Origin of the sequence: Sphaerimonospora cavernae (genome assembly GCF_042435035.1) — a bacterium.
Taxonomy (GTDB): domain Bacteria; phylum Actinomycetota; class Actinomycetes; order Streptosporangiales; family Streptosporangiaceae; genus Sphaerimonospora; species Sphaerimonospora cavernae.
Window position 1 is genome coordinate 1 of the sequence record NZ_JBHMQT010000021.1, and the last position, 22,944, is coordinate 22,944.

A 22,944-nucleotide genomic window follows, 5' to 3' on the forward strand; every position below is an offset into this window, starting at 1 on the left:
CAGCGGCATCCGCAACAACGCGGACACCTCCGCCACCGACCGCACCTGACGACACAGCGAGCAGATGGCCTGCCGTTCCGGGGTAAGCGTGGAAAGGTCCTGGTTGGCCAGAGTGATGGACGACACGAGCGCCTCCATCGCGAGTTGGAGACGTGGTGCCGTACGCCCCCCGGTCACCGCGTATGGGCGAACCAGAGAGCTGCTGGGCTGCTCCGGCCGTGCCGAGGACGGGGCAGGGTTCGCCCCCCCGTAGTGCCGGTGGGCATCGTCCACCGGCGGATAGGGCTCGTTGGTCCAACCGCCTGCCACCACGTCCTCCTGACCTCGTCGTTGCTAACGGCCGTACTCGCCGGGGACACCCGGTCTGTCACCTCGGATGAGACGACTGAAGCTCGGCCCGCACCGCGGGAGTGAGCACCTGCCCCGCCCGTTCCACCAGCAACGTCATCTGGTACGCCACCAGGCCCATATCCGAATCGGCCGCCGCCAGAACCGCCAGGCACGACCCGTCGCTGATCGACATGATCAGCAACAGCCCACGCTGCATCTCGACGACCGTCTGCGTCACCGCCCCGCCCTCGAACACCCGGGACGCACCCTGCGTCAGACTGATCAGACCGGCCGCTACCGCCGCCAACTGATCGGCCCGATCCTTGGGAAACCCGTCAGAGAATGCCAGCGGCAGACCGTCCGAGGACACCACCACGGCGTGGGCCACACCGGGCACATTGTTCACAAAATCCGTGATCAACCAGTTGACGCCGCGCGCGGCCTGGCTCATCTCCCTCATCAGTCCTCCTTCTCAGTCTCCTGGGCAGCAGGATCGCCCAGCGGCGCCGCCCCAGGGTATGGCTGGTCCTCGTCGGCCTCTCCACGCGCCACCGCGCGGCCCTGCCGTACACCCTGCTGGAAGCTGGCGAGCCTGCTGCGCACCCGCTCGGGCGAAAGGGCGGGCGGCGGCGTGGTCGCCGCGGCGGCACTCGCCTGCTCGGCGGGGACGGGAGCGGAGGCCGGGGCCGTGGCGGAGCCGGGGACCAGGTTGGCCTTGGGCACCCGCTTCGGCAACCCGGAGGCGGTGACCCCACCGAGCGTGGGCTCGGCCACGGCCTTCGCCGCCTGCCAGCCGGAGTCCGCCGGGGACGACCACGCCTTGGTGGCCGGGGTGTCGTCGGAGTCGCTCTTCTCGTCGGGGAGGTCGACCTTCCTGAACCAGCCGGACTCAACGGCGGCGAAGATCGGCAAGAACTCTTCCTCCGCCTCCATCGGCGACGTGCGGACCACGGGGAGCGGCCCGGTGTGATCGATGTCACCCTCGAACGCCCCTCGTCCGGACCATCCCGGCCACTCGCCCCCGGTGCTGCTCTCGATGCCGCTCTCGACGCCGATCCGGTCCTGAGCGGGCAGACCGGGCCAGGAGGTGCTGCCCGGAGGGGGGAGGTGCCCCGGCCAGGGCGTGTCCAGGGGAGCCTCCCCGATCTGGCCGCGGGCGAAGGGGTTGGTGTCGAACGGGTTGCTGTCGGCAGGATTCACGTCGAAGTCGAACTTCGTCGTCTCGAACGGATCGTTCGACGGGGAGACCGGGCCAGTGGAGCTCGAAGCGCCGGAGTTCCGTCCCGAGGGGCTGCTCCCGAAGGGCCCGCTCTCGAACGGACCACGCTCGAACGGCCCGCTCTCGAACGGACCACGCTCAAAGGAGTCGCCACGTGGGGTCCCCGGCCCGGCGGTGCCCACGCCGGGGGTATTCAGGCCAGGCGCGTCGGCTCCGAACATCGGCGGCCGCGACGCGGGCTCGAAGGGGCTCGGGGCGGTCGGCTCCGGCATGCCCGTCTGTCCAGGGATTCCTGGCTGTCCGGAAATGCCCAGTTGCCCGGACATGCCCAGTTGCCCGGGCATGCTCATGTCACCGGACGTGTCCAGGGCACCCGGTATCCCCGCCACGCCCGGGAACGCCGGTCCCTGGTGGGCGAGCAGCGACTCGGGCAGCAGCACCATCGCGGTCAGCCCGCCGACGTCCTGCTGGCGCAGCTGGACACGGATGCCATGGCGCAGGGCCAGGCGGCCGACCACGAACAGGCCCATCCGGCGGGACACCGACACGTCCACGACCGGAGGGTTGGCGAGGCGGTGGTTCGTCTGCGCCAGCTCCTCGGAGGTCATGCCGATCCCGCGGTCACTGATGGAGATGATGAGTCCACCGCCGTCGATGCGGTTGCTCGAGACGATGACTTTGGTCTCGCGTGGGGAGAACGAGACGGCGTTCTCGACCAGCTCCGCCACCAGGTGGACGACGTCGTTGACCGACTGTCCGAGGACCGCGGCGCCGGGCTGGACCTGAACGTCGACTCGTTCGTACCCCTCGACTTCGGACAGCGAGGCACGGACGACATCGACGATCGGCACCGGCTGACCCCAGCGGCGGGCGGGCTCCTGGCCGGCGAGGACCAGGAGGTTCTCGCTGTTGCGCCGCATGCGGGTGGCGAGGTGGTCGAGCTTGAACAGGTCGCCCAGCCGCCGCTCGTCCTGCTCGCTCTGCTCCAGACCGTCGATCAGCGAGAGCTGCCGCTCCACCAGCGTCTGCGTACGACGCGACAGGTTCACGAACATCGCGTTGACGTTGCTGCGCAGCCGCGCCTCGTCGCCCGCCAGCCGTACGGCCTCGCGGTGGACCTCGTCGAACGCCCGCGCGACCTCCCCGATCTCGTCGCGAGCCACCACCCCGATGGGCGCGATGTGCGGGGTCTCCCCGGTGTCGCCGGCCTCCCGGAGCCGCTGAACAACGCCGGGCAGCCGGTGTCCGGCGATCTCCAGCGCCTCGCCGCGCAACCGGCGCAGCGGCCGCACCAGCGACTGGGCGACGCCCGTGGTGATGGCGAGCACGATGAGCAGCAGGAGACCCACGGCCCCGGCCACGATCAGGGCACGCCGCTGCTCGTCGTCCTTGAGCACCTGGCTCCTGGCGACGATCGACGAATTCAGCTTGGCCTCGACCGTGCGCATCCGGTTGATCGGCTGGGTCATCGCGTCGAACCATCTGCGGATGTCGTCGCGTGCGGTGAGGTCGAGACCGTTGAGCGGGAAACCGGCGTTGGCCCGGTCCAGCACGAGCGTACGGAGGAACTCGGCGTCGTCGACCTTGTCGCCGGTGACAATCGAGTCGTAGTCGGCCCGTTCTTCGCGGGACGCGCTCTTGCGGAAGTCCCGCAACTCGCGGTCCTGAGCGGACATGGCGCCGAGGAAGTCCTGCAGTTGCGCCTGCTCGAACCGCCTGGCCGGGAGCACGGTGGTGAGGAGACCGCGCTGCACCGAGGCGCTCTCCTTGGCCCTGGCGAGCGCGGAGAGGGTGACCGACATGGCGGCGAGCCGGTCGTCCTGGGCGCCCTTGGCCAGTTCGTCCTGCAGCGCGAGAAGGTTCTCGATGACGAGGGAGTACTGCTCGAGGACCGCACTCGGAAGCAGGCTGCCTTCCACCGCCTGCTTACGCAACGGCTCCAGGCTGTCCAGCTTGGCGAGGATGTGCTCGACCTCGTCGCCGGCGTGATCGCCCACCTTGGAACGCGCATCCGTGGCGAGCTTGCGTACATCGGCGAGCGCCGTATCCGCCAGCTTGATCTGCACGTTCACCGCCGCGACGGCCTTCGCCGGTCTGCCGATGGCAGCGTTCCAGACGGCCCGGTCCCGCTCTGCCTGCAGTTCGTGGGTGAGCCCGGCCACGCTCTCCACGAGGCGGGCCAGGTCGTTCGCCCGCTGGTACCCGGCGGCGGTGTCGAGGGAGGCGACCACCCGGAGACCACCGAGCAGCAGGGCCGCCAGGGTCGGAATGAGGATCAGCGCCACCAGCCGGGACCGCACCCGCCAGTTGCGCAGATGGAACCGGCTTCCCTCATCTGGCTCCTGCTCAGCCGGAACCCCGGTCCCTGGGCTCTCGTCGGTCCGGGGGTCTTGTGTCCTCACAGGCTTAGCAACCTCTCGCCGTATGTGCGCGCAGGGGGGAGTGTCTCTCGACGAGTGCGCAGTCGTGACAGTTGAGACGTCCTGCAGGCGAGGGTAATTGCAGCACACCGACACCGGGGAGGCCAACCGAACACCCGTGCACAAACAGCCCAACCGGGCACGTATATGACCTTAATTAACTAAATATCGGACAGGCTTGATTAGCAAATTGTGCCTCGTCGGCCACGCCCGCCACCTGTGGGGATCATCCGGGCACGGCGGTCCGCGGGGTCGCGCTTCTCCGCACGGGCTGACGAGAAGATCGCATCAGTAGGCGCGGCCGTAGGCCGCCCTGACCGTCAGCACATACTCCACCAGGCTGATGAGGGTCGACTTCACCGCATCCCGGGAGCGCGCGTCCGTACGGACGATCGGCACGTGCGGAGGCAGGGACAGGGCTTCCCGCACCTCCTCCTCCGAGTGGAGGTACTGACCGTCCCAGCCGTTCAGCGCGACCAGGAACGGCAGTTGGGCCTCCTCGAAGTAGTCGATGGCGGGGAAGCAGTCAGCCAGCCGACGGCTGTCCACCAGCACCACCGCGCCGATCGCACCCCGAACGAGGTCGTCCCACATGAACCAGAACCGATGCTGGCCGGGCGTCCCGAACAGGTAGAGGATCAGGTCCTGATCCAGCGAGAGCCGGCCGAAGTCCATCGCGACCGTGGTCGTCGTCTTGTTCGGCGTGAGGCCCAGGTCGTCGATGCCGGCGCTGGCGTCGGTCATCACGGCCTCGGTGGTCAGCGGGAGGATCTCGGAGACGGCACCCACGAAGGTCGTCTTCCCAACGCCGAACCCACCCGCCACGACGATCTTCGTCGAGGTCAGCCCACGACTAGAGCCTGCGTAGTCCACTGAGCACCCTTTCGAGCAGGTTGAGGTCTGGCTGCCCTTGTTCGAGCTGCGGCATGTGCAGGCGCACCAGACCCTCGTCGGCCATGTCGGCGATGAGCACGCGGGCCACGCCGAGGGGGACCCGGAGCAGCGCCGAGACCTCCGCGACCGATCGTACGGAACGACATAGCATCATGATCGATTCCTGCTCTGGGGTGAGCAGGGAATAATCATCGCTCTTCAAGGTCACCGATGATACGAGGGTTTCCATCGCCATGTGGTAACGCGGCTCGGATCGTCCACCGGTGACGGCGTAAGGACGGAACAGAGGCTCGTCCTCCGCCCCGTCACCCGCGCGCATACCCGCCTCCCCTGCCCGTTACCGGCGAGAGGTCTGGAGTTCGGCGCGCAGTGCCGGGGTGAGCACCTGACCGGCACGCTCGACCAGCAGGGTCATCTGGTAGGCCACCAGGCCCATGTCGCAGTCGGGCGAGGCCAGCACCGACAGGCACGACCCGTCGCTGATCGCCATGACGAGCAGCAGACCGCGCTGCATCTCAACGACCGTCTGCGTTACCGGTCCGCCCTCGAACACCCTCGCGGCACCCGCGGTGAGGCTGAGCAGCCCTGCGGCGACGGCGGCGAGCTGGTCGGCCCGGTCGGGCGGAAAACCGTCCGATTGGGCCAGCCGCAGACCGTCCGCCGACACCACCACCGCGTGCGCCACGCCCGGCGTCGAGCTGACGAACTCAGTGATCAGCCAGTCGAATCTGCGTACCTCCACGCTCAGCTCAGTCACGAGCCCTCCTCCTCGTTACCCGACCCATCGGCGGGTCCGTCGGCCAGTTCGGCCCGGCCCCGCCGTACGCCCTTTTGGAAGCTGGACAGGCGGCTGCGAACCGCCTCGGCCGACACCGCGGGACGCGGAGCCGGTGACGCGCTCTCCGCCGCACCCACCGAGCCGGGGACCAGATTGGCCCGAGGCGTCCGCTTGGGCAACCCGGCGGCCGTGACGCCGCCGAGCTGCGGATCCCGTGCACTGGCCGCCGCCTGGAAGCCGCTGTCGGCCCGGGACCACCATCCTCCCTCCGGCTCGCCCATCTGCGGATCCGCCGATCCGGAGATGGGCGAGCCCAACACCGGCGAACCCTGTGCGGCGGGTTCCTGCGGCGACGCGTCCCGCCGGCCCGCCGCCGGATCGGCCTGCGCCCTCGGATCGGCCTGCGCGGCCTGAGCGGGCTGCGCGGTCTGGCTCGGCGTCGGGCGCTGGAACCATGCGGACTCGACCGATGCGAAGATCGGCAGGAACTCGTCCCCACGCTCCAGCGGTGTGTCGTTCACCGCCGGGAGAGGCCCGGTGACCGAGGCCGGATCCTCGACCGGGAAGACACCCGAATGCTCGGTGAAGGCCGGGGTGCCCAGGTAGGGCGGAGCCCCGAAGGGCTCGGCGAGCTGTGGAGCCGAAAACGGCTCGGGGGGCGTCCCGTACGGATCGGCGGACGGCGGCGGGACCGGCGTGCCGAAGGGCGGAGTCGTGGTGATGTCCCGCGTCGGCGCACCGAACGGCGCGAACGTCCCGGCGTCGCCACCCGTGGCGTTCTCAGCTGTCTGGAACGACCTGCGCCCGATGCCTGTCGGCGCGTTCCCCCCGGCGCCACCCATGCCGCCACTGCCCCTGGTTCCGCTGCCGCCTCCCGCCGCCCCCCAGGGCTGGAACGCGTTGCCACCGGGAACCGGCTCGGCGAACGGCTGCCGGGCGGGCGGGCCGGCGGTGCCGCCCTGGTTCCCCCTGGCCGGGCCGCCTCCGAACGGGCCGCCTCCAAGCTGGCCACCCGGGGCCGGGGGGGCCATGGGCGACGGCTGGTCGGCGTCCGAGACGAGCTGTGCGGGGAAGAGCACCATCGCGATGACCCCGGCGCCGTCACCCCGCCGGAGCTGGACGCGGATGCCGTGCCGGAGCGCGAGACGTCCGACCACGAACAGGCCCATCCGGCGGGCGACGGAAACATCGACTGTCGGCGGCTCCGCGAGGCGCCGGTTGATCTCCGCGATCTCCTCGAGGGACATGCCGATCCCGGCGTCGCTGACGCCCAGCATGACCGCGCCTCCCTCCACCGGGCTGCTCGACACGACGACCCTGGTGTTGCGCGGCGAGAACGCGATCGCGTTCTCCACGAGCTCCGCGATCAAGTGGATCACGTCGTTGGCGGCGTGACCGGCAACGGCGATGCTGCGGTGCACCTTGACCGTGACGCGCTCGTAGTCCTCGACCTCCGAGAGCGAGGCACGGACCACGTCGACCAGGCGCGCGGGCCTGCTCCGCTTCCGCGGCGGCTCGTGCCCGGCGAGGACCAGCAGGTTCTCACTGTTTCGGCGCATGCGAGTGGCCAGATGGTCGAGCTTGAAGAGGTCCGCCAGCCGCTGACCGTCCTCCTCGCCTCGCTCCAGACCGTCGATCAGCGAGATCTGCCGCTCCACGAGCGTCTGCGTACGACGCGACAGGTTCACGAACATCGCGTTCACGTTGGAACGCAGTCGGGACTCCTCGGCCGCCAGGCGAAGCGCCTGGGCGTGGACTTCGTCGAAGGCCTGCGCCACCTCGCCGATCTCGTCATCGCTGTCCATGACGATCCCCTGGATCGGCTGCTCACGGTCGGGTTCGTCCGACTCCCGCATCCGCCGCACCACGTCGGGCAGCCGCCGCCCGGCCACGTCGAGCGCCTCCGCCCGCAATCGCCGGAGCGGACGCACCATCGATCGCGCGATCAGCGCGGTGGTGACGATGACCAGGACGAGGAGGGCCAGAATCATGATCGCGGCGGTCACCGCGTTGCGCTGCTCACTGGACTGCAGTTGCCGGGCTCGGTCGAGCACGAGGGACGAGACCCGCTGCTCGACGGCGGCCATCTGCTCGATCGCCTTGGTGCTGTGCTGGAACCAGCGCTGGAGCAGCCTTTCCCGGCCGACGTACCTGGCGAGGGAGTGGCCCTGGAGTCCCAGCGTCACCGCCCACGACCTGGTGAGGTCGACGTCCACGATGTCCTTCTGGTTGAGGAGCGCCGACAGGCGGCGGCTCTCCTCCGGCGGTGCCTCTCGGTTGAACGTGGTGAGATAACCCTGCTGTCGCGCCTGGGAGGCGAGGATGCCTTGAAGCTCGGGGGCGGTGAAGGTCTGCCTTCGCTCCTTGAACTCCTTGGTCAGCAGCGACCGCTGGAGGGCCACCTCCTCCTTCAGGTGGGCGAGTGCGTTCAGCGCGCGGATACCGCCGGTCAACTCGAGCACGACGCCGGCCTCGCTGATCTCGTCCTGCAACCGGAGGATGCCGTCGATCAGGGTGGAGTAGCTACCGGGGTCTCCGTCCTCACGCATTTCGGGAAGGCTCGTGAGCCGGTTGCCGACCTGCTGCGCCTGATCGGCGGCACGCCGTCCGAAGTCTTCGGCGATCTTCTCGAGATCGGCCTTCACCTGGGTGACCAGCGGATCCACGACCGCCCGCTGCTGCGACCGGGTCAGCTCGGTCTGCCCGTCGACGTTGAACTTGCGCCGAAGGGGACCGCCCCAGGCTCCGATGTCCCGCTCCAGCGCGAGCTGCTCGGCCAAGTCGCGCAGGTGTACGGAGTACTCCGCGGCGGATCTGGCCACCTGGTAGCGGCCGAGGTCTTCGATCGACTGGGAGACACGCAGGCCCGAGACGAGCACGGCGACGAGCGTCGGAGCGACGATCAGGGCGGTCAGGCGGGTGGGCACCCGCCAGTTACGCAGCGCCAGACGGCGCTGCCACCCCTGATTGTCGGTCTTCGGTTTCTCCATGCTCACCGGCCCCGCCATCTTTTCGGCCTGCCTTCACGCGTTCTGACAGCATGAGTGACATAGCTGTACAAGCGGGACAATTCGACCACAAGGTCACGCGGATAGGTGCCCCTGCCCCGGTTGCGCCACGTAATCGTTACGAACAGGTAAGAGGATCTTCGCCCGATCCGCCTTCACAGCAGCCGACAGCAGTCTCCGCGTCCGGCGACCGCAGTTGCCCGTCTATGCCTGTCTACGACAGGCCCCCGTACAATCCCCCATGCAAGATGACATTTCTGTTTCTTTGCGCCCAGAGTCTCTCGGGAGCGGACTCTCGACGTCAAGCCCGCGCCGCCCGGGGCTCCGGTCCGAGCGCGCCGGACCCCCCGAAGCTCTTCCTGAGGATCGCGGGCACATGCCCGCCGAGACGCGAAAACGCGCACCCTCCCCGGGTGCGCGTCCTTGCGATCTGACTCAGCGGCTCGCGGAGCTCAGCGGCTCAGGCGGCGGCGGTCGCCATCTTGCGCAGACGCGAGAGCGCGTCGCGTTCCAGCCGCCGGGCACGGTCACGACCGATGCCGTAACGCTGCCCCACCTCGGTCAGAGTGTGCTCACGGCCGTCGACCAGGCCGTAACGCCAGCGCAGCATCTCGCTGACCTGACCCTCCAGCCCGGTCAGCCAGTCCTCCAGGCATTCCTTGTCGAGTGTGGCCATCGCCTGCTCCTCGGGGTCGGCCCAGGTGTCGTCAGCGAGCATGTCACCGAGCTCGGTCTCGTCCTCATCACCCACACCGAGCTGCAGCGACACCGGGTCGCTGGCCCAGCGGCGCAGCTCCTGCACCCGCTCGATCGGCAGGTCGAGCACCTCGGCCAGCTCCGCGTCGGACGGTTCGGTGTCGAACTCGGCCAGCATGTCCCTGCGGACCCGCATCAGCCGGGTCATCTGCTCCCCCGCGTGCGTGGGCAGCCGCACCGGCCGCGCCTGCTCGTGAATCGAGCGGCCGACGGCCTGTCTGATCCACCACGTGGCATAGGTGGAGAACTTGTACCCCCGCCGATAGTCGAACTTCTCCACCGCCCGGACCAGACCGAGGTTGCCCTCCTGGACCAGATCGATCAGCGGCATCCCCCGGCCTGAATATTTCCTGGCCACCGCCACCACGAGTCGCAGGTTCGCCTGAATGAACTCGTCCTTGGCGCGGCGCCCCGAGACCGCGATGCGTTCCAACTCCTCATCCGTCGCATCCTTGATCTTCGGCTCGGCCCGGCCGCTGTCGAGCAACTGCTCCGCGAAGAGCCCGGCCTCGATGCGCTTGGCGAGCTCCACCTCCTGCTCCGCGGTCAGCAGGGGGACCCGCCCGATCTCGATCAGGTAGGTCCCGAGCAGGTCCCGGTCCGAGACTTGCCGGTCCTGCGTCCGATTCCCCGTCGCCATTCGCTGGCACCTCTTCCACCGCGCGACCATGTGCACTGTGCGGATCCGGCTCCCCCGGCTCCTGACCCGACCAACGAATTGTCCGTGGCAAAGATTCCGTAAATTAATACGACCGGGGAATGGTTTTCGATTCCTCCCCAAGGAGGATGCGGTCCCCGGAAAACCCCCGACTACCCGGGCAGAGGCGGCCCAAACGATGCGGATCAGCGCGTTGGACCGGCGACCGGCCGTACCGTGATCTCGGTGACATGGGCGTCCGGCGTCGCCGTGACGGCGGCGAGCACCGCTTTCGCCACCGAATCGGGGTCAAGATACCGCTCCGGCTGGTAGGGACCTCCCTCCTGGGCCCGTACGTCCCGCTGCATGTCGGTGTCCACTCGTCCGGGATAGATCGTGGTGACCCGTACGCCGTTGGAGCACTCCTCCTCCCGCAGCACGTCGGCGAAGGCTCGCAGCGCGAACTTACTCGCCGCGTACGAGCCCCAGCCGGCGTTGGCCCGCCGCCCGGCCCCCGAGTTGATGAGCACCACATGGCCGCGTGCCGCCCGCAGGGCGGGAAGCAGCAGCCGGGTCAGCTCCGCCACCGCTACGATGTTGATCTCGAAGGACGTCCGCCACACCTCTGCCGGAGTATCGGCGAGATGACCGAGCCGGGCGATCCCGGCACTGTGCACGAGCAGGTCGAGCCGGTCGAGACCTTCGATCCCCGCGACGTCGGACGGCGCCAACCCGGACAGCTCCACCGCCCAGGGGCGGGCGTCCGGCAGTTCGGCGCAGACCCGGTCGAGCGCGGCGCGGTCCCGCCCGCCGAGCAGTAGGGCGTGTGTGGGGGCCAGGGTCCGGGCGATCGCGGCGCCCACCCCCCGCGAGGCTCCCGTGATCAAAGCTGTGGGTCGCGACATGATCCTCACTCTAAATCTCAGGCCGGAGGATCTCCGGTTAGTCCCCTGGAAATCGCCGGACTCAGCCCTTGATGAAGGCGAGCAGATCGTCGTTGAGCTCGTCCGCGTGCGTGACGAACAGGCCATGGCCGGCCGTCGGATACTCCCGGTAGAGGCTGCCGGGCACGAGCGCGGCCGTACGGCGTCCGGTGATCTCGACGCGTGCCGAGGCGTCCGCGGCACCGTGCACGACGAGCACGGGCACAGTGATCGCACGCAGCGCGGCCCGATGGTCGGCGTGGAAGGCGGCCTCGAAGAGCCGCGCCGTCGCCCACGGTGACGTGGCCAGGCACTGTGCGAGCATCCAGTCGATGAGCGCGGGCGAGACGTCGTTGCCGAGGTGGGTGGCGAACCATATCTGCGTCTGCTTGGCGAACCACTTGGGCCGATCGGTTCTGAACTCGGCGAGCGTGGCACGCAGCGCGGCTTCGGGAGCGCCCTCCGGGTTGTCATCGGTCCGCTTCAGGAAAGGCAGCACGGCGGAGATGAACGCGACGCGGGCGACCCGGCCGTCTCCGTGCCTGGCCAGGTAGCGGGCCAACTCGGCACCGCCTGCCGAATGTCCCACCAGCGTCACCTCGTACAGGTCGAGGTGTTCGATCAGCGCCGCGATGTCATCGGCGGAGGCGTCCAGGTCGTAGCCGTCGGACGGCCGATCGGACCGGCCGTGCCCGCGCCGGTCCAGTGTGATGCACCGGTACCCGCGTTCCACGAAGAACTGGATCTGGTACTCCCACATGTCGCCGCTCAGTGCCCAGCTCGCGGCGAACAGGATTGGCGCACCCCTGCCATAGCTCTCGTAGGCCAGGCGGGTCCCATCCGGGGTCTCGAAGAACATCTCCGGCTCCTCACACTCTCCTCGTGGTTCCGTCGCTCGTACGGCCACTCGTACGGCACATGTCGGAGTCTGGTGGAACCCGGAAAAGCAGGCGATTACGCGACAGGTAAGGAGAGCTGAGACAGGAGAACCAAGAAAGGAGAGCGGCGGGGCGCCCCGGTGTGACACCAACGGAGCGCCCCGCCTCAGACCACGGGTCCGGGCGCGCCCGCACGCGCGCCCGCCGCGGTGTGAAGGAGAGGTAACGCACTCCGGAACTTCCCGGTCCTCGGTCGGGACAAGCTGTTGACCGGTGTAAGCCCTGCTCACGACGCTCCCACGGGCAGGTCAGCCCGACTGGGAGGCTCAATCCACCTCGGGGATGTCCACGTCGAACTCGGCGTCGCCGTCATCGACCCTGCGGAGCTTGATGTCCTCCACCCAGGCGTAGGCGAAACGGCGCACTTCGGCGATCCACTCCTCATCGAGGCCGCATTCGGCGAACACCTCGTCCGCCAGGAGATCGACTGTTTCCAGCCGTTCGGCCAGGTCCTCCGTACGCCAGTCGTCGTCGTGCCGGGCACCGAGCCGTTCGAGCGTGCGGAAGCCGTACAGGTCGGAAACCGAGGCCACATCGACGAAGTCTCGTGCCAGGCCGCGGCCGTGGAGCGCCCTGACCCTGAGACCAACCGCGTCGTCGAGACCCACCACAGGGCATGGTTCGACGATGGAAGGCCGGTCCCGCAGGGCTTCGCGGAGCAGATTCACCTCGCACATCCGCCCGGTGATCTCGTCTGTGACGGCCACGCGGCCCATTCGCGAGCCGGTCTCCGCGGCTTCGGCCGACAGCCCGGTCGTTCGTAAAGCCGCCGCTACCGTGTCGGCGACCTCGGCCAGCGGCGTCTCGGCCGCGGTCGCGAACGTAAGGCCGTCGACTGGCCGACCCATGCGGCCATGCGCACGCAGCGCGTAACCACCGGCGAGCAACCGACCGTACCGTCCGAGAACAGCACGGACGTCCTCGACGAGGCGAAGGGTGGAAAGCGGACAATTCAACCGTGATCACTACGTCCCCTCTCCGATGTCCCGGCCCAGCCGGCCGGCTATGCCTGCCATGACCGGCTATCCGGACACACCGTAGAGCAGGCGGATGCGCCAGGTGGCGTCGACGATGTCGTACCACGTCAGGCACAACCGGGCCTCGGCCTCCTCTGTGCGGGCCTCGGCGGCCAGCAGACGATCACCGGTCAGGCGTGCCGCCTCTTGTTTCAGCCCGGCCGCCATCTTCTGGAACATGAACTGCTCGCGGGATTCCATTCGTCACCTTCCGCCGCAGAGCCACTGTTCCCCTCGTAAATACCCCCACATCCCAACAAAATTCACCAGGACGCCGATCCCCACGATCGCCAATCCAGGCGCGTTGCCCCATGTGCCCCCACATACCCGCCGGGTGGCCCGGGGGAATCTCACACCCCCGGGCCCCCACAGAACGGAGCGTGACAGTCTCCCGTCACTCCGCTCGTCTCATCCCAATCCGTCAGAACTCGGTCATCCAGGGCCCAGTGAGCGAACAGGGCGGGCTGACGTTCCAGCACCTCTTGGCTTTCTTGAACGACCTCAGCCGTTTGAACTTCCGTCGCCCCCAGCGCACCAGGTAGGTGTTGATGCGCCGGATAAGAGCGTCGAGCTCGGTCCGGTAGAACCTGCCGTAGTAGTTCATCCAGCCGCGGACGACCGGATTGATCCACTGGGCGAGTTCCGCCAGATCGGTGGTGGTGTGCAGATGGATGCGCCAGGAACGGATCACTTCGCCCATCTTCCTGCGGGCGTCCTTACTGACCGCCGGGAGGAACGCCGCGAACATGCTCGTCCCATCCCGGTTCGGTGCTTTCCTGGCCCGGAAGGTATACCCCAGGAACGTGAACGACGTCTGCTCATGAGCCAGACGCCGGTTACGGTCCTTGCAGTACACAATCTTGGTCTTGGCCGGGTGCAGCCGCACTCGGCCACCTGGTAGGAATCGACGGCAGCGGCCAGCAGCCGGCGGGTGGCGCAGTAGGCCAAGGTGACCACCCGCGCCTGGGGGTAACGGCCGCCGTCGGGGATCGCGAACTCCTGCTCCACGGTCCCCTGATGGGACAGGTCCAGGGTGGTCCCGTCGAACGCGGTCACCGCCAGCCCGAACAGCGACGCCCCCTTCACCTGCGGGAAGGTGGGCCCGTCCAGCCGGGCGAGCGTGTCGAACAACAGCCGCATCACCTCGGCCGGGAAGCCGGTGCGGGCCTGCGACAAGGCCGACCCGGTCGGGGTCTTTTCGCCCGGCGGTCGCGGTCCTGGCAGTCCCCTCCGTGCCAAGGTCCGTGCCACCACGCTGTCGTATCCCTCGTCGCTGTACATGGCGAGGTTGAGCAGGGTGGCGGCGATGACCTCGCCGGTCAGTGTCCGCCGACGCTGGTCGACATGCCCGGAGCGGTGCACTGCATCGGCGATCGCGTCGGCGGGCACGACCTGCGTCAACAACCCCGCTCCGCCACCGAGCGCACCTCCCGGCCCGGCTACCACCATCTCGCGCAGCAGCCGCCGCTGTCGTTCCTCCTCGGAATCGACGTCGGCCTCTCCGTCGAGAGCGGCATCGGCATGGACGAAGAGGGCATGAGCGTGCCAGACTGCGACAACGAAACTCCTGGTTAGGGCTGTGTCTCGACAACCCATGTCCTACCAGGAGTTTTGCTATTCCGTGATCACTCGCTGTGCCTGCCGGCAACCGTTGCACGAACGATGCCACTGCCGTCGAAACGGACACAGAGATCGATATGTCACTTAACCAAGGGCGGTGCCACATACCCCCATGCCGCGATCTTGCAGTTTTTCTTACATTGGCTTCTTGGCCTGGACGAACGACATTCGTGATCTTGTAGAAGTTGACATCTGATCACCTTGAACCCGACCGACACCTTTGGTGATCTTGCACTCCAATCGGCAAACATGACCGTTCTCAACATTGGACACATTCTACGCAATCGGCATTTAATTCCCGTATTTGTTTAGGATTTAACCACGAGAACAGTTGCCATTTCTCAGCCATGCGTGAGAGAATTCCAACAGATTTTCGAAAGTGACGGGAGTGTCGAGTTCGAGAGGGTGTGGCTGATGAAGCCAGCGGAGGCGCGCGTCACAACGCCCGCAGGCCTCCCCAACCCGGATGCGACTGTCCACCCTCGCCCGGACTTGTCAGATCCCCCGGATCTGCCGATTTTCGGGGATGGGACGCTGCCGGGTCCGCGGTGGTGGGCCGCGGTGCAGGCAGCGGCGGCCGCCCGCGCCTCGGGCGGTTGGGTGCGTTCTCGGCAGTGGTCTGATTGGCGTGACTGGCTCACCTCCGTCCCCGGAATATCCTCGGACGCCGCGCTCCCGAACGCTGGGTCCCAGTACGGTGCGCCAGGTGACGGTGTATCAGGTGACGGTGTATCAGGTGCCGCGTGCCTCGGTGACGGCTTCGATAGCCGCGACCTAGCCGACCCCACTGGTGATCACGACGATGTGGACGACCAGGCGGACCAGCGAACGGACACAGGCAGCGGTGAGGGTGAACGGCCCGCTCCAGTTGGGGAAGGCTGCGTGTCTGATCGCGGCGGATGCGAGGAAGCTGAAGCTGACGGTGTTGAAGCTGACACCGTTGATTCTGAGGGGGCTGAAGAGGCTGGGGCGGGGTCGTGGCCGTTGGTGTCGGTGGTGCGGGAGTCCGCGCTGGCGCTGGCGTTGACCCCGGTCCCGGACGCGCCCCAGGAGTGTCTGGCCCAGTTGGAGGAGCTGATCTTCGCGCGGGATCGGCTGGAGGCGGCGATCGCGGTGCGTGCCCAGCGGGTGCATGCGGCCGGGGCGGCCCGTGAGCGCGGGCATGCCTCGACCAGGACCTGGCTGCGGTCGGTGTGCGGGACGAGCCGGCGGGTCGCCAACCGCGTGGTGGGCCTGGGCATGGAGCTGGAACGCCTGGCGCAGGTGAAGGCCGGGTACGCCGCCGGGAGCCTGAGCGAGGCGGTGGTGACGGCGATCTGCGCGGCCACCGCCGGGCTGAGTGACGCCGACGCGGCCAACGCCGAGACGATTCTGCTGGAGTTGGCCGAGGCGGCCGGGCCGGAGGAGATCGCCAAGGCGGGCCGCTATTTGCGGGCCGTGCTGGATCCCGACGGGGTGATCAAAGAGGTCGACGCCGACCACGACGCGCGGTTCCTGCTGGTGCGGGAGACCGACTCGGGCGGGATGGAGGGCGAGTTCCGCCTGCCGCGGGAGGCCGCCGCCCGGCTGCGCACCCTGCTCGACGCCTACGCCAAGCCCAAAGCCAAGGGCGACGAGCGGCCGCTTCGGGTCCGCAACGCCGACGCGTTCATCGCGCTGCTGGAGCAGCAGATCACCGCCGAGTTGCTGGTGCTGGTCAACGCCGAATCCCTCCCCGACGACACCGTGTCCGACGACACCGTGCCCGATGACGCTCCACCCAGCGACCCACCGTCCGGTGACCCACCGTCCGGTGACCCCGCGCCCGCTGACACCGCGCCCGCTGACACCGCGCCCGCTGACACCGCGCCTGCTGACACCGCGCCGGGTGATCTTTCGGTGGGTGAGGGTAACCCGTCGCGTGACGAGAGTGACGTGAACATCGAGGCCGGCCGGGAAGCACCCGACCAGGCCGAACACGGCTGCGAGACCGCCCGGCAGGAAGCCGGATCGGAAGATGAACCCGGCGAGGCCAGACCCGGCCCCAAGGTCGAGCGTGAGGGCTCCGGGCCGGAGGCAACCGGGACATGTATGACGATGCCGGGCGCGAGCGGGCCGGACACTGCCGGGCCGGACACTGCCGGGTCGGACACTGCCGGGTCGGACACTGCCGGGCCGGGCGAGAACGGGGACCGCGGGACCGGTGGCTGGAAGCGGAACGAGGGCAGCGGGATCGGCGGCCGGAGCAAAGGCAAGGGCCGGGGGAGCAAGGACAAGGGCCGAGGGAGCCCTGGGCACGACGGGAGCGGCCGCCTTGGCGACAGACCGACAGCCTTGCCGGGACCGACAGCTTTGGCGGGGCTGCGGGCTGGCCATGGCAGGCCGCGCTGCGCGCCCTGCCCGGGCTGCTGCTGTCCACCGGGCAACTGCTGCCGATCACCGACGTCCACCGCCTGGCCCGCACCTCCACCCTCATACGCCTGATCATGAACGCCCAGGGGCAGGTCCTGGACATGGGTCGCAAAGTCCGGCTGGCCACCCCCGCCCAGCGTCGCGCCGTCCTGGCTCGTTACGCCACCTGCATGGTGGACGGCTGTCCCCTCCCGGCGAGCATGTGTCAGGTCGATCACGTGGACAACTGGAGCGACGGCGGCCGCACCGACCTCGCCAAACTCGGCCCCACCTGCCAACATCACAACCGGGACCGCTACCGGCACCCCGACCGTTACATACGCCGCCAGATCGGCCCCGACCGATGGGCCTTCACCTACACCGGCCCCTATCGCAACGGCCGCCGAATCAGGTGACCGCCTCGGTGTAGCGGACGGTGGTCACGGCGTCATTCCACTCGTCACGACACATGCCGCGTCGCCTGGGGCCGGTCCCACACATCAATCGGGCCCGGCCGATGGTGCGTGCCACGGGGTTTCCGATCAGGCAGGGGTATTGAGACGGACCAGGGGTTCGCCATCGAGCTTGATGTCGGTGAGCAGCTCGTCGAGCTGAGTGGCGGATCTCACTCCCACGATCGGCACGATCTCCTGCGCCCGGAGCCAGGCGAGCACCACCTGGTTACGGGTCGCGCCCAGCTCGCCGGCCACCTCATCGAGCGCGGCGAGCCTCCGTACGGTGCCGGGGTGATCGTAGTGCTCGGCAGCGGCTTGCCCGTGTAGGCGCCGCCCGGCAGCGAGGTGTAAACCCAGATGGTCAGATCACCCTCTGAGCGCACGTAGTCCAGCGTCTCCTCGCCGACTTGAACGTGTCCTCACCGTGTCGGTGATCGTCCCACCGCGCTCGACGAACCGGTCGAGGATGGCGAACGAGGTCGCCTCGTCCACGGTGGTGCCGAACGGGATGGTTCCCAATGCGATTCTCATGCCGCTCACCATCAATCTGGAGCGAGGCTAGAAAGATCACGGGACACGACCTAACCGCGCTGCATGCGTCTGGGTGGCGATGGCAGGTCGTGGCGCCCGGAGACGAACTCCTGAACCGCGATCTTCGCGCGGATGACGGGGCGTCGCCAGCGCTCCTCCCGGCGGACGGCCCTCGCCATCCGCCTCGGTTTGGGCCGCCTGGCCACCTCTGAGTAGAACCAGCGCGCCCATGGCGATCCGGGGCGGGCCAGGCGCACCGCGCCGACATAGACGAAAGGCGGCACGAACAACCCGAGCAGGCCACTCCAGATCTTCCCCTTGAGCAGGGTGACGACCGCGAAGACGAGGTTGACGACGAGGAACGTCGCCGCAGGCCATGCCCCCGCCACCGCTCCGTTCGCCTCACTCCAGGCGAGCGGCCGCAGACCGAGCAGCAGCAACCCGGTGCCCGCGATCGCGACGAAAACCGCGTCGACCGAGGTGCGTCCCTCCTCCTGCCAGTACACGTCACGCAGGTGCAGGATGAGCGCGAACTCATCGAGCACGAGAGCGGCGCCGACGCCGAAGACCGCGGCCGTGAACGAGTACCACGCCGTCGACACTCCGGCCAGGATCAGGCCGGCCACCCCACCGAGCAGCATGAGGATCACGCCGAACACAACGTGGTGGATGTGCATCTCTCCGACGTTGACGTTGCCGAACCACCGCACCCGCGCCCGGATCAGCCGCACGTTGATCCTCGTGAACACGAAAGCGACGATCAGAGCGACGAAGAAGCAGAGAAGCGGCAGTTGGTGGCCGTCGACGACACGATCATGAAACCAGTCATCCATGCGAAAACCCCATACAAAGACCCCGGCTTCTGATAGTAAGGTGCACCCCAAAGTGCTCGGCTCAAGCAGTTGGCCGCCCCCAGCAGGTGCTCGCTCCCCAGCGAATACGCGGCCCGAATCAGGAGAGGAAGCCGCGCAACAGGGCGGCCGTCCCCGCTGAATGCTCGGCCACCGCGCGGCGGGCCGCCTCCGGATCGCCGGCGAGGATCGCCGCGACGATGGCGTCGTGCTGGGCCACCGCGTGCTCGATCAACGTGCTCTCGATCTACTCTGGGTGAAGCTGCTCTGGATGAAGCTGCGACGAGGGTAAGGGGATCGCCTGAGTGCTTGCATGCCCTCAATGGTCTGGTTCCAGACTTTTGGGTTGCCGGGCGCGAGCCAGACCTCTTGAGCAGCCAGACCTCTCGAACAGGAGGCGCCCGTGCTGAGCGTGGAGGAGCTTCGCGGCGACGTCGAGGCGGGCCGCGTGGACACCGTCCTGCTCGCCGTGACCGATATGCAGGGTCGGCTGCAGGGCAAGCGCCTGGCGGCACGGTACTTCCTGGAAGTGGTGCTCGACCATGGGGCGGAGGGATGCGACTACCTGCTCGCCGTAGACGTGGATATGAACACGGTCGACGGCTATGCCATGTCGTCGTGGGAGCGGGGGTACGGCGACTTCGTGATGAAGCCGGACCTGTCCACGCTGCGCCGGGTGCCGTGGCATGAGGGAACGGTCCTGCTGCTGGCCGACCTGACGTGGGAGGACGGTTCCGACGTCGTCGCCTCGCCGCGGCAGATCCTGCGCGCGCAGCTCGCCCGGCTGGCCGAGCGGGGATGGACCGCGCTGGTCGGGACGGAACTGGAGTTCCGCGTGTACGAGGACAGTTACGAGCAGGCCTGGCAGCGGGGATACCGCGACATGACCCCGGTCAACCTCTACAACGTCGACTACTCGCTGCTCGGCACCGCCAGGATCGAGCCGTTGCTGCGCAAGATCAGGCTCGGCATGGAGGGCGCGGGGCTGTACGTGGAGTCCGCCAAGGGCGAGTGCAACCTCGGGCAGCACGAGATCACCTTCCGGTACGCCGACGCTTTGACGACCTGCGACAACCATGTCTTCTACAAGAACGGCGCCAAGGAGATCGCCGCCCAGGAGGGCAGGTCGATCACGTTCATGGCCAAGCCCGACCCGCGCGAGGGCAACTCCTGCCACATCCACATCTCCCTGCGGGACGCAGGCGGCACCCCGGTGCTGGCGGGGACGGAGCCGTACGGACTGTCGACGGCCGGGCGGCACTTCATCGCGGGTCAGCTCGCCACCCTGCGCGAGCTCACCCTGGCCTACGCGCCCAACATCAACTCCTACAAGCGCTTCGTGCCCGGCAGTTTCGCGCCCACTGCGGTGAAATGGGGTGTCGACAACCGGACGTGCGCGCTGCGCCTGGTCGGGCACGGCCGTTCACTGCGGCTGGAGAACCGGGTGCCGGGCGGGGACGTCAACCCCTACCTCGCGGTAGCCGCGATGATCGCCGCCGGGCTGCGCGGCATCGATCTCGAACTGCCGCTGGAGGAGCCGTTCGCCGGCAACGCGTACGCCGCCGGCGCCGAGACCGTACCGGCCACGCTTCGTGACGCGCTCGCGCTGTGGGAGGGCTCGGATATCGCGCGCGACGCCTTCGGCAAGGACGTCGTCGATCACTACGCCAACAACGCCCGGATCGAACTGGCCGCCTTCGACGCGGCGGTCACCGACTGGGAGCTCTATCGGGGGTTCGAACGCCTTTGAGGGTAGCGCTGTGAAGATAGTCAATCCGGCGACGGAGGAGGCGATCGCCGAGATGGAGATGGCGGACGCCGCTGAGGTGGACCGGACGGTGGAACGTGCCCGGCGGGCCTTCCCCGCCTGGCGGTCCGTCAGTCCAGGTGACCGGGCACGGCTGCTGCGCGGCTTCGCCCGCACGGTCGAGGAGCACGCCGAGGAGCTGGCCCGGCTGGAGATCGCCAACGCGGGGCACACAGTCGGCAACGCCCGTTGGGAGGCGGGGAACGTCCGCGACGTGCTCGACTTCTACTCGGGTGCGCCCGAGCGAGATCACGGCAGGCAGATCCCCGTGCCGGGCGGAGTGGACATCACGTTCGCCGAGCCGCTGGGCGTCGTCGGCGTGATCGTGCCGTGGAACTTCCCGATGGTGATCATGATGTGGGGGGCGGCCCCCGCGCTGGCCGCCGGCAACACGGTCGTCGTGAAGCCCGCCGAGTGGACCCCGCTCACCGCGCTCCGGCTGGCCGAGCTCGCCCTTGAGGCGGGGCTGCCGGAGGGAGTCCTCCAGGTCGTACCCGGCGAGGGCGAGGTCGCCGGGGCCCGGCTGGTCGGGCATCCGGATGTACGGAAGATCGTCTTCACCGGATCGACCGAGGTGGGCAGGCTGATCGCGGCGAAGGCGGCCGAGCAGGTCAAGCGGGTGACACTGGAGCTGGGCGGCAAGAGCGCCAACATCGTCTTCGCCGACGCCGACCTGGACCGGGCGGCCGCCACAGCCCCGATGGCGGTTTTCGACAACTCCGGGCAGGACTGCTGCGCCCGCTCGCGCATCCTGGTGGAGCATTCCGTCTACGACGACTTCCTCCTGCGGCTCGGGCAGGCCGTACAGGAGGTGAAGGTCGGCGACCCGCTGGACCCGGCCAGCCAGATGGGGCCCCTGATCAGCGCCGAGCACCGGGACCGGGTCAGGTCGTTCGTCACGGGGCCGGCGGGCGTGTACGCCACGGGCTCATGCCCGAGCGGACCCGGCTACTGGTTCCCGCCGTCGGTGCTGACCGCGCCAGAAGGGTTCGATCCTGTGGACATCGAGCCCGGCGGGAGCCACGCCGCGTTCCGCCGCGCGTTCACCGAGGAGATCTTCGGACCGGTCGTCACCGTCGTCCCGTTCGAGGACGAGGCTCACGCCGTACAGATCGCCAACAACACGCAGTACGGCCTTTCGGGGTCGATCTGGACACGAGACGTCGGGCGCGCGTTGCGGGTGGCCAGGGACGTGGAGGCGGGAAACCTGTCGGTGAACTCCCACTCCAGCGTCCGCTACTGGACACCGTTCGGCGGGTTCAAGCAATCGGGGCTCGGCCGGGAGCTGGGTCCCGACGCCCTCGCCGCCTTCACCGAGACCAAGAACGTCTTCATCTCCACGGAGTGGACAAGCACGGAGTAGACACATGCAGCGTTTGCAGGACCGCGTCGCCGTCATCACCGGGGCGGGCAGCGGCATCGGCCTGGCCACGGCCCACCGGTTCGCCCGGGAAGGTGCGAAGGTGGTCGCGGTCGACCTCGACGAGGTCACCGGCGCCAAGGTCGCCGAAGAGGTCGGAGGTCTGTACGTCAAGGCCGACGTCGCCGACGAGAACGATGTCACACGGATGTACCAGGCCGCCTTCGACACCTATGGCCGGATCGACATCGCCTTCAACAACGCGGGCATCTCGCCACCGGAGGACGTCTCGATCCTGGACACCGGAATCGAGGCGTGGCGCAGGGTCCAGGAGGTCAACCTCACCGGCGTGTACCTGTGCTGCAAGCATGTCATTCCGTACATGCGGCGGCAGGGCAAGGGTTCGATCATCAACACCGCCTCGTTCGTCGCGGTCCTGGGGTCTGCGACGTCACAGATCTCCTACACCGCGTCCAAGGGCGGGGTGCTGGCGATGAGCCGTGAGCTCGGCGTGCAGTTCGCCCGCGAGGGCATCAGGGTGAACGCGCTGTGCCCCGGTCCTGTCGACACGCCGCTGCTGCGCGAGCTGTTCGCCAAGGACCCGGAGCGGGCGCGGCGCCGTCTCGTCCACGTGCCGCTCGGCAGGTTCGCCCGGGCCGAGGAGATCGCGGCCGCCGTGGCGTTCCTCGCCTCGGACGACGCGTCGTTCATCACCGCCTCGGAGTTCCTGGTCGACGGGGGCATCTCCGGGGCGTACGTCACCCCGCTATAGACGGTTCCGGAGATCGGGTTGAGCCGTTAGGCTTGCCCTGCACCAGTGATCCCGTGCGGGAGAGCATCCTGGCAAGCCGGTCAGGATCCCTGAAGGAGCAAGCCCTCCCCGCGAACCTCTCAAGGCAAAGGACCGTACGGGCCAGGTGTGCTCTGGAAAGTGGACCACGAGGGATCGGGGTCTCGCCGAAGGTGAAAGTCCGGCAAAACACGGACGAAGCTCTCAGGCGCCGATGACAGAGGGGGAGGATGCCCTCATC

General features: G+C 68.4%; 23 protein-coding genes and 2 riboswitches. Of the genes, 5 read left to right on the top strand and 18 right to left on the bottom strand.

All coding sequences use genetic code 11. The features are described 5' to 3' along the window. The 14 genes from ACFHYQ_RS11510 to ACFHYQ_RS11575 form a co-directional block, all read right to left on the bottom strand. A partial coding sequence (locus tag ACFHYQ_RS11510; RefSeq protein WP_394301108.1) for a DUF742 domain-containing protein occupies positions 1–309 on the bottom strand: 309 nt, incomplete at its 3' end. A 58-nt stretch (positions 310–367) separates the two neighbouring features. Beyond that, on the bottom strand, positions 368–790 hold the full coding sequence (locus ACFHYQ_RS11515) for a roadblock/LC7 domain-containing protein (protein ID WP_055479631.1): 423 nt from the start codon (positions 788–790) through the stop codon (positions 368–370). Continuing rightward, entirely contained in the window at positions 790–3,951 is a 3,162-nt protein-coding gene (locus ACFHYQ_RS11520) for a nitrate- and nitrite sensing domain-containing protein (RefSeq protein WP_394301109.1), read from the bottom strand. The genes ACFHYQ_RS11515 and ACFHYQ_RS11520 overlap by 1 nt, the downstream gene beginning before the upstream one ends. A gap of 306 nt (positions 3,952–4,257) precedes the next feature. Beyond that, the gene (locus ACFHYQ_RS11525) at positions 4,258–4,815 is read right to left on the bottom strand and encodes a GTP-binding protein (protein WP_204016334.1); all 558 of its coding nucleotides are present in this window, start codon (positions 4,813–4,815) and stop codon (positions 4,258–4,260) included. Positions 4,816–4,822: 7 nt separating this feature from the next. Next, positions 4,823–5,182, bottom strand: a complete 360-nt coding sequence (locus ACFHYQ_RS11530; protein ID WP_204016322.1) for a DUF742 domain-containing protein — start codon at positions 5,180–5,182, stop codon at positions 4,823–4,825. Positions 5,183–5,200: 18 nt separating this feature from the next. Continuing rightward, positions 5,201–5,620 carry a roadblock/LC7 domain-containing protein gene (locus ACFHYQ_RS11535; protein ID WP_204016321.1) on the bottom strand — a complete coding sequence of 140 codons (420 nt, stop codon included), beginning with the start codon at positions 5,618–5,620 and terminating at the stop codon, positions 5,201–5,203. Beyond that, positions 5,617–8,631, bottom strand: a complete 3,015-nt coding sequence (locus ACFHYQ_RS11540; protein WP_394301218.1) for a sensor histidine kinase — start codon at positions 8,629–8,631, stop codon at positions 5,617–5,619. The genes ACFHYQ_RS11535 and ACFHYQ_RS11540 overlap by 4 nt, the downstream gene beginning before the upstream one ends. A gap of 478 nt (positions 8,632–9,109) precedes the next feature. Beyond that, positions 9,110–10,045: a sigma-70 family RNA polymerase sigma factor gene (locus tag ACFHYQ_RS11545; RefSeq protein WP_394301110.1), complete on the bottom strand. Its 936-nt coding sequence runs from the start codon at positions 10,043–10,045 to the stop codon at positions 9,110–9,112. A gap of 203 nt (positions 10,046–10,248) precedes the next feature. Further along, positions 10,249–10,947 carry an SDR family oxidoreductase gene (locus tag ACFHYQ_RS11550; protein WP_394301111.1) on the bottom strand — a complete coding sequence of 233 codons (699 nt, stop codon included), beginning with the start codon at positions 10,945–10,947 and terminating at the stop codon, positions 10,249–10,251. A 61-nt stretch (positions 10,948–11,008) separates the two neighbouring features. Then, positions 11,009–11,824 carry an alpha/beta fold hydrolase gene (locus ACFHYQ_RS11555; RefSeq protein WP_394301112.1) on the bottom strand — a complete coding sequence of 272 codons (816 nt, stop codon included), beginning with the start codon at positions 11,822–11,824 and terminating at the stop codon, positions 11,009–11,011. A gap of 345 nt (positions 11,825–12,169) precedes the next feature. After that, on the bottom strand, positions 12,170–12,751 hold the full coding sequence (locus ACFHYQ_RS11560) for a hypothetical protein (protein WP_394301113.1): 582 nt from the start codon (positions 12,749–12,751) through the stop codon (positions 12,170–12,172). A gap of 174 nt (positions 12,752–12,925) precedes the next feature. Next, entirely contained in the window at positions 12,926–13,120 is a 195-nt protein-coding gene (locus ACFHYQ_RS11565) for a hypothetical protein (protein ID WP_394301114.1), read from the bottom strand. Positions 13,121–13,340: 220 nt separating this feature from the next. Then, on the bottom strand, positions 13,341–13,610 hold the full coding sequence (locus tag ACFHYQ_RS11570) for a group II intron maturase-specific domain-containing protein (RefSeq protein WP_394301115.1): 270 nt from the start codon (positions 13,608–13,610) through the stop codon (positions 13,341–13,343). Further along, complete coding sequence (locus ACFHYQ_RS11575; RefSeq protein WP_394301116.1) at positions 13,607–14,515, bottom strand: transposase domain-containing protein; 909 nt, start codon at positions 14,513–14,515, stop codon at positions 13,607–13,609. The genes ACFHYQ_RS11570 and ACFHYQ_RS11575 overlap by 4 nt, the downstream gene beginning before the upstream one ends. A 1,020-nt stretch (positions 14,516–15,535) precedes the next feature. Here ACFHYQ_RS11575 and ACFHYQ_RS11580 point away from each other — a divergent pair. Next, positions 15,536–17,002 (top strand): DUF222 domain-containing protein, encoded by a 1,467-nt coding sequence (locus tag ACFHYQ_RS11580; RefSeq protein WP_394301117.1) that lies wholly within the window; start codon positions 15,536–15,538, stop codon positions 17,000–17,002. Beyond that, complete coding sequence (locus tag ACFHYQ_RS11585; RefSeq protein ID WP_394301219.1) at positions 16,954–17,325, top strand: HNH endonuclease signature motif containing protein; 372 nt, start codon at positions 16,954–16,956, stop codon at positions 17,323–17,325. Before ACFHYQ_RS11580 ends, ACFHYQ_RS11585 begins: the two co-directional genes overlap by 49 nt. Positions 17,326–17,451: 126 nt before the next feature. On the opposite strand, the gene ACFHYQ_RS11590 is transcribed toward ACFHYQ_RS11585, so the two are convergent. From ACFHYQ_RS11590 to ACFHYQ_RS11605, 4 genes are all read right to left on the bottom strand, one after another. Continuing rightward, positions 17,452–17,619, bottom strand: coding sequence for a hypothetical protein (locus ACFHYQ_RS11590; protein WP_394301118.1), 168 nt, complete (start codon positions 17,617–17,619; stop codon positions 17,452–17,454). A 111-nt stretch (positions 17,620–17,730) separates the two neighbouring features. Continuing rightward, a complete protein-coding gene (locus ACFHYQ_RS11595; RefSeq protein ID WP_394301119.1) occupies positions 17,731–17,895 on the bottom strand; it encodes a hypothetical protein in 165 nt (54 codons plus the stop codon). A 50-nt stretch (positions 17,896–17,945) separates the two neighbouring features. After that, positions 17,946–18,728 (bottom strand): hypothetical protein, encoded by a 783-nt coding sequence (locus ACFHYQ_RS11600; protein ID WP_394301120.1) that lies wholly within the window; start codon positions 18,726–18,728, stop codon positions 17,946–17,948. A gap of 118 nt (positions 18,729–18,846) precedes the next feature. Further along, positions 18,847–18,981 carry an FCD domain-containing protein gene (locus tag ACFHYQ_RS11605; protein ID WP_394301121.1) on the bottom strand — a complete coding sequence of 45 codons (135 nt, stop codon included), beginning with the start codon at positions 18,979–18,981 and terminating at the stop codon, positions 18,847–18,849. A 171-nt stretch (positions 18,982–19,152) separates the two neighbouring features. Between ACFHYQ_RS11605 and ACFHYQ_RS11610 the strand changes: the two genes are divergently transcribed. The 3 genes from ACFHYQ_RS11610 to ACFHYQ_RS11620 are packed head-to-tail and all read left to right on the top strand — an operon-like array spanning position 19,153 to position 22,685. Then, complete coding sequence (locus ACFHYQ_RS11610; RefSeq protein WP_394301220.1) at positions 19,153–20,496, top strand: glutamine synthetase family protein; 1,344 nt, start codon at positions 19,153–19,155, stop codon at positions 20,494–20,496. Positions 20,497–20,506: 10 nt separating this feature from the next. Beyond that, the gene (locus tag ACFHYQ_RS11615; RefSeq protein WP_394301122.1) at positions 20,507–21,916 is read left to right on the top strand and encodes an aldehyde dehydrogenase family protein; all 1,410 of its coding nucleotides are present in this window, start codon (positions 20,507–20,509) and stop codon (positions 21,914–21,916) included. Between the two features lie 4 nt (positions 21,917–21,920). Then, complete coding sequence (locus tag ACFHYQ_RS11620) at positions 21,921–22,685, top strand: 3-oxoacyl-ACP reductase (RefSeq protein ID WP_394301123.1); 765 nt, start codon at positions 21,921–21,923, stop codon at positions 22,683–22,685. Positions 22,686–22,731: 46 nt separating this feature from the next. Further along, positions 22,732–22,830: riboswitch (glycine riboswitch) on the top strand. Further along, positions 22,831–22,934, top strand: a riboswitch (glycine riboswitch). Positions 22,935–22,944 lie beyond the last annotated feature (10 nt).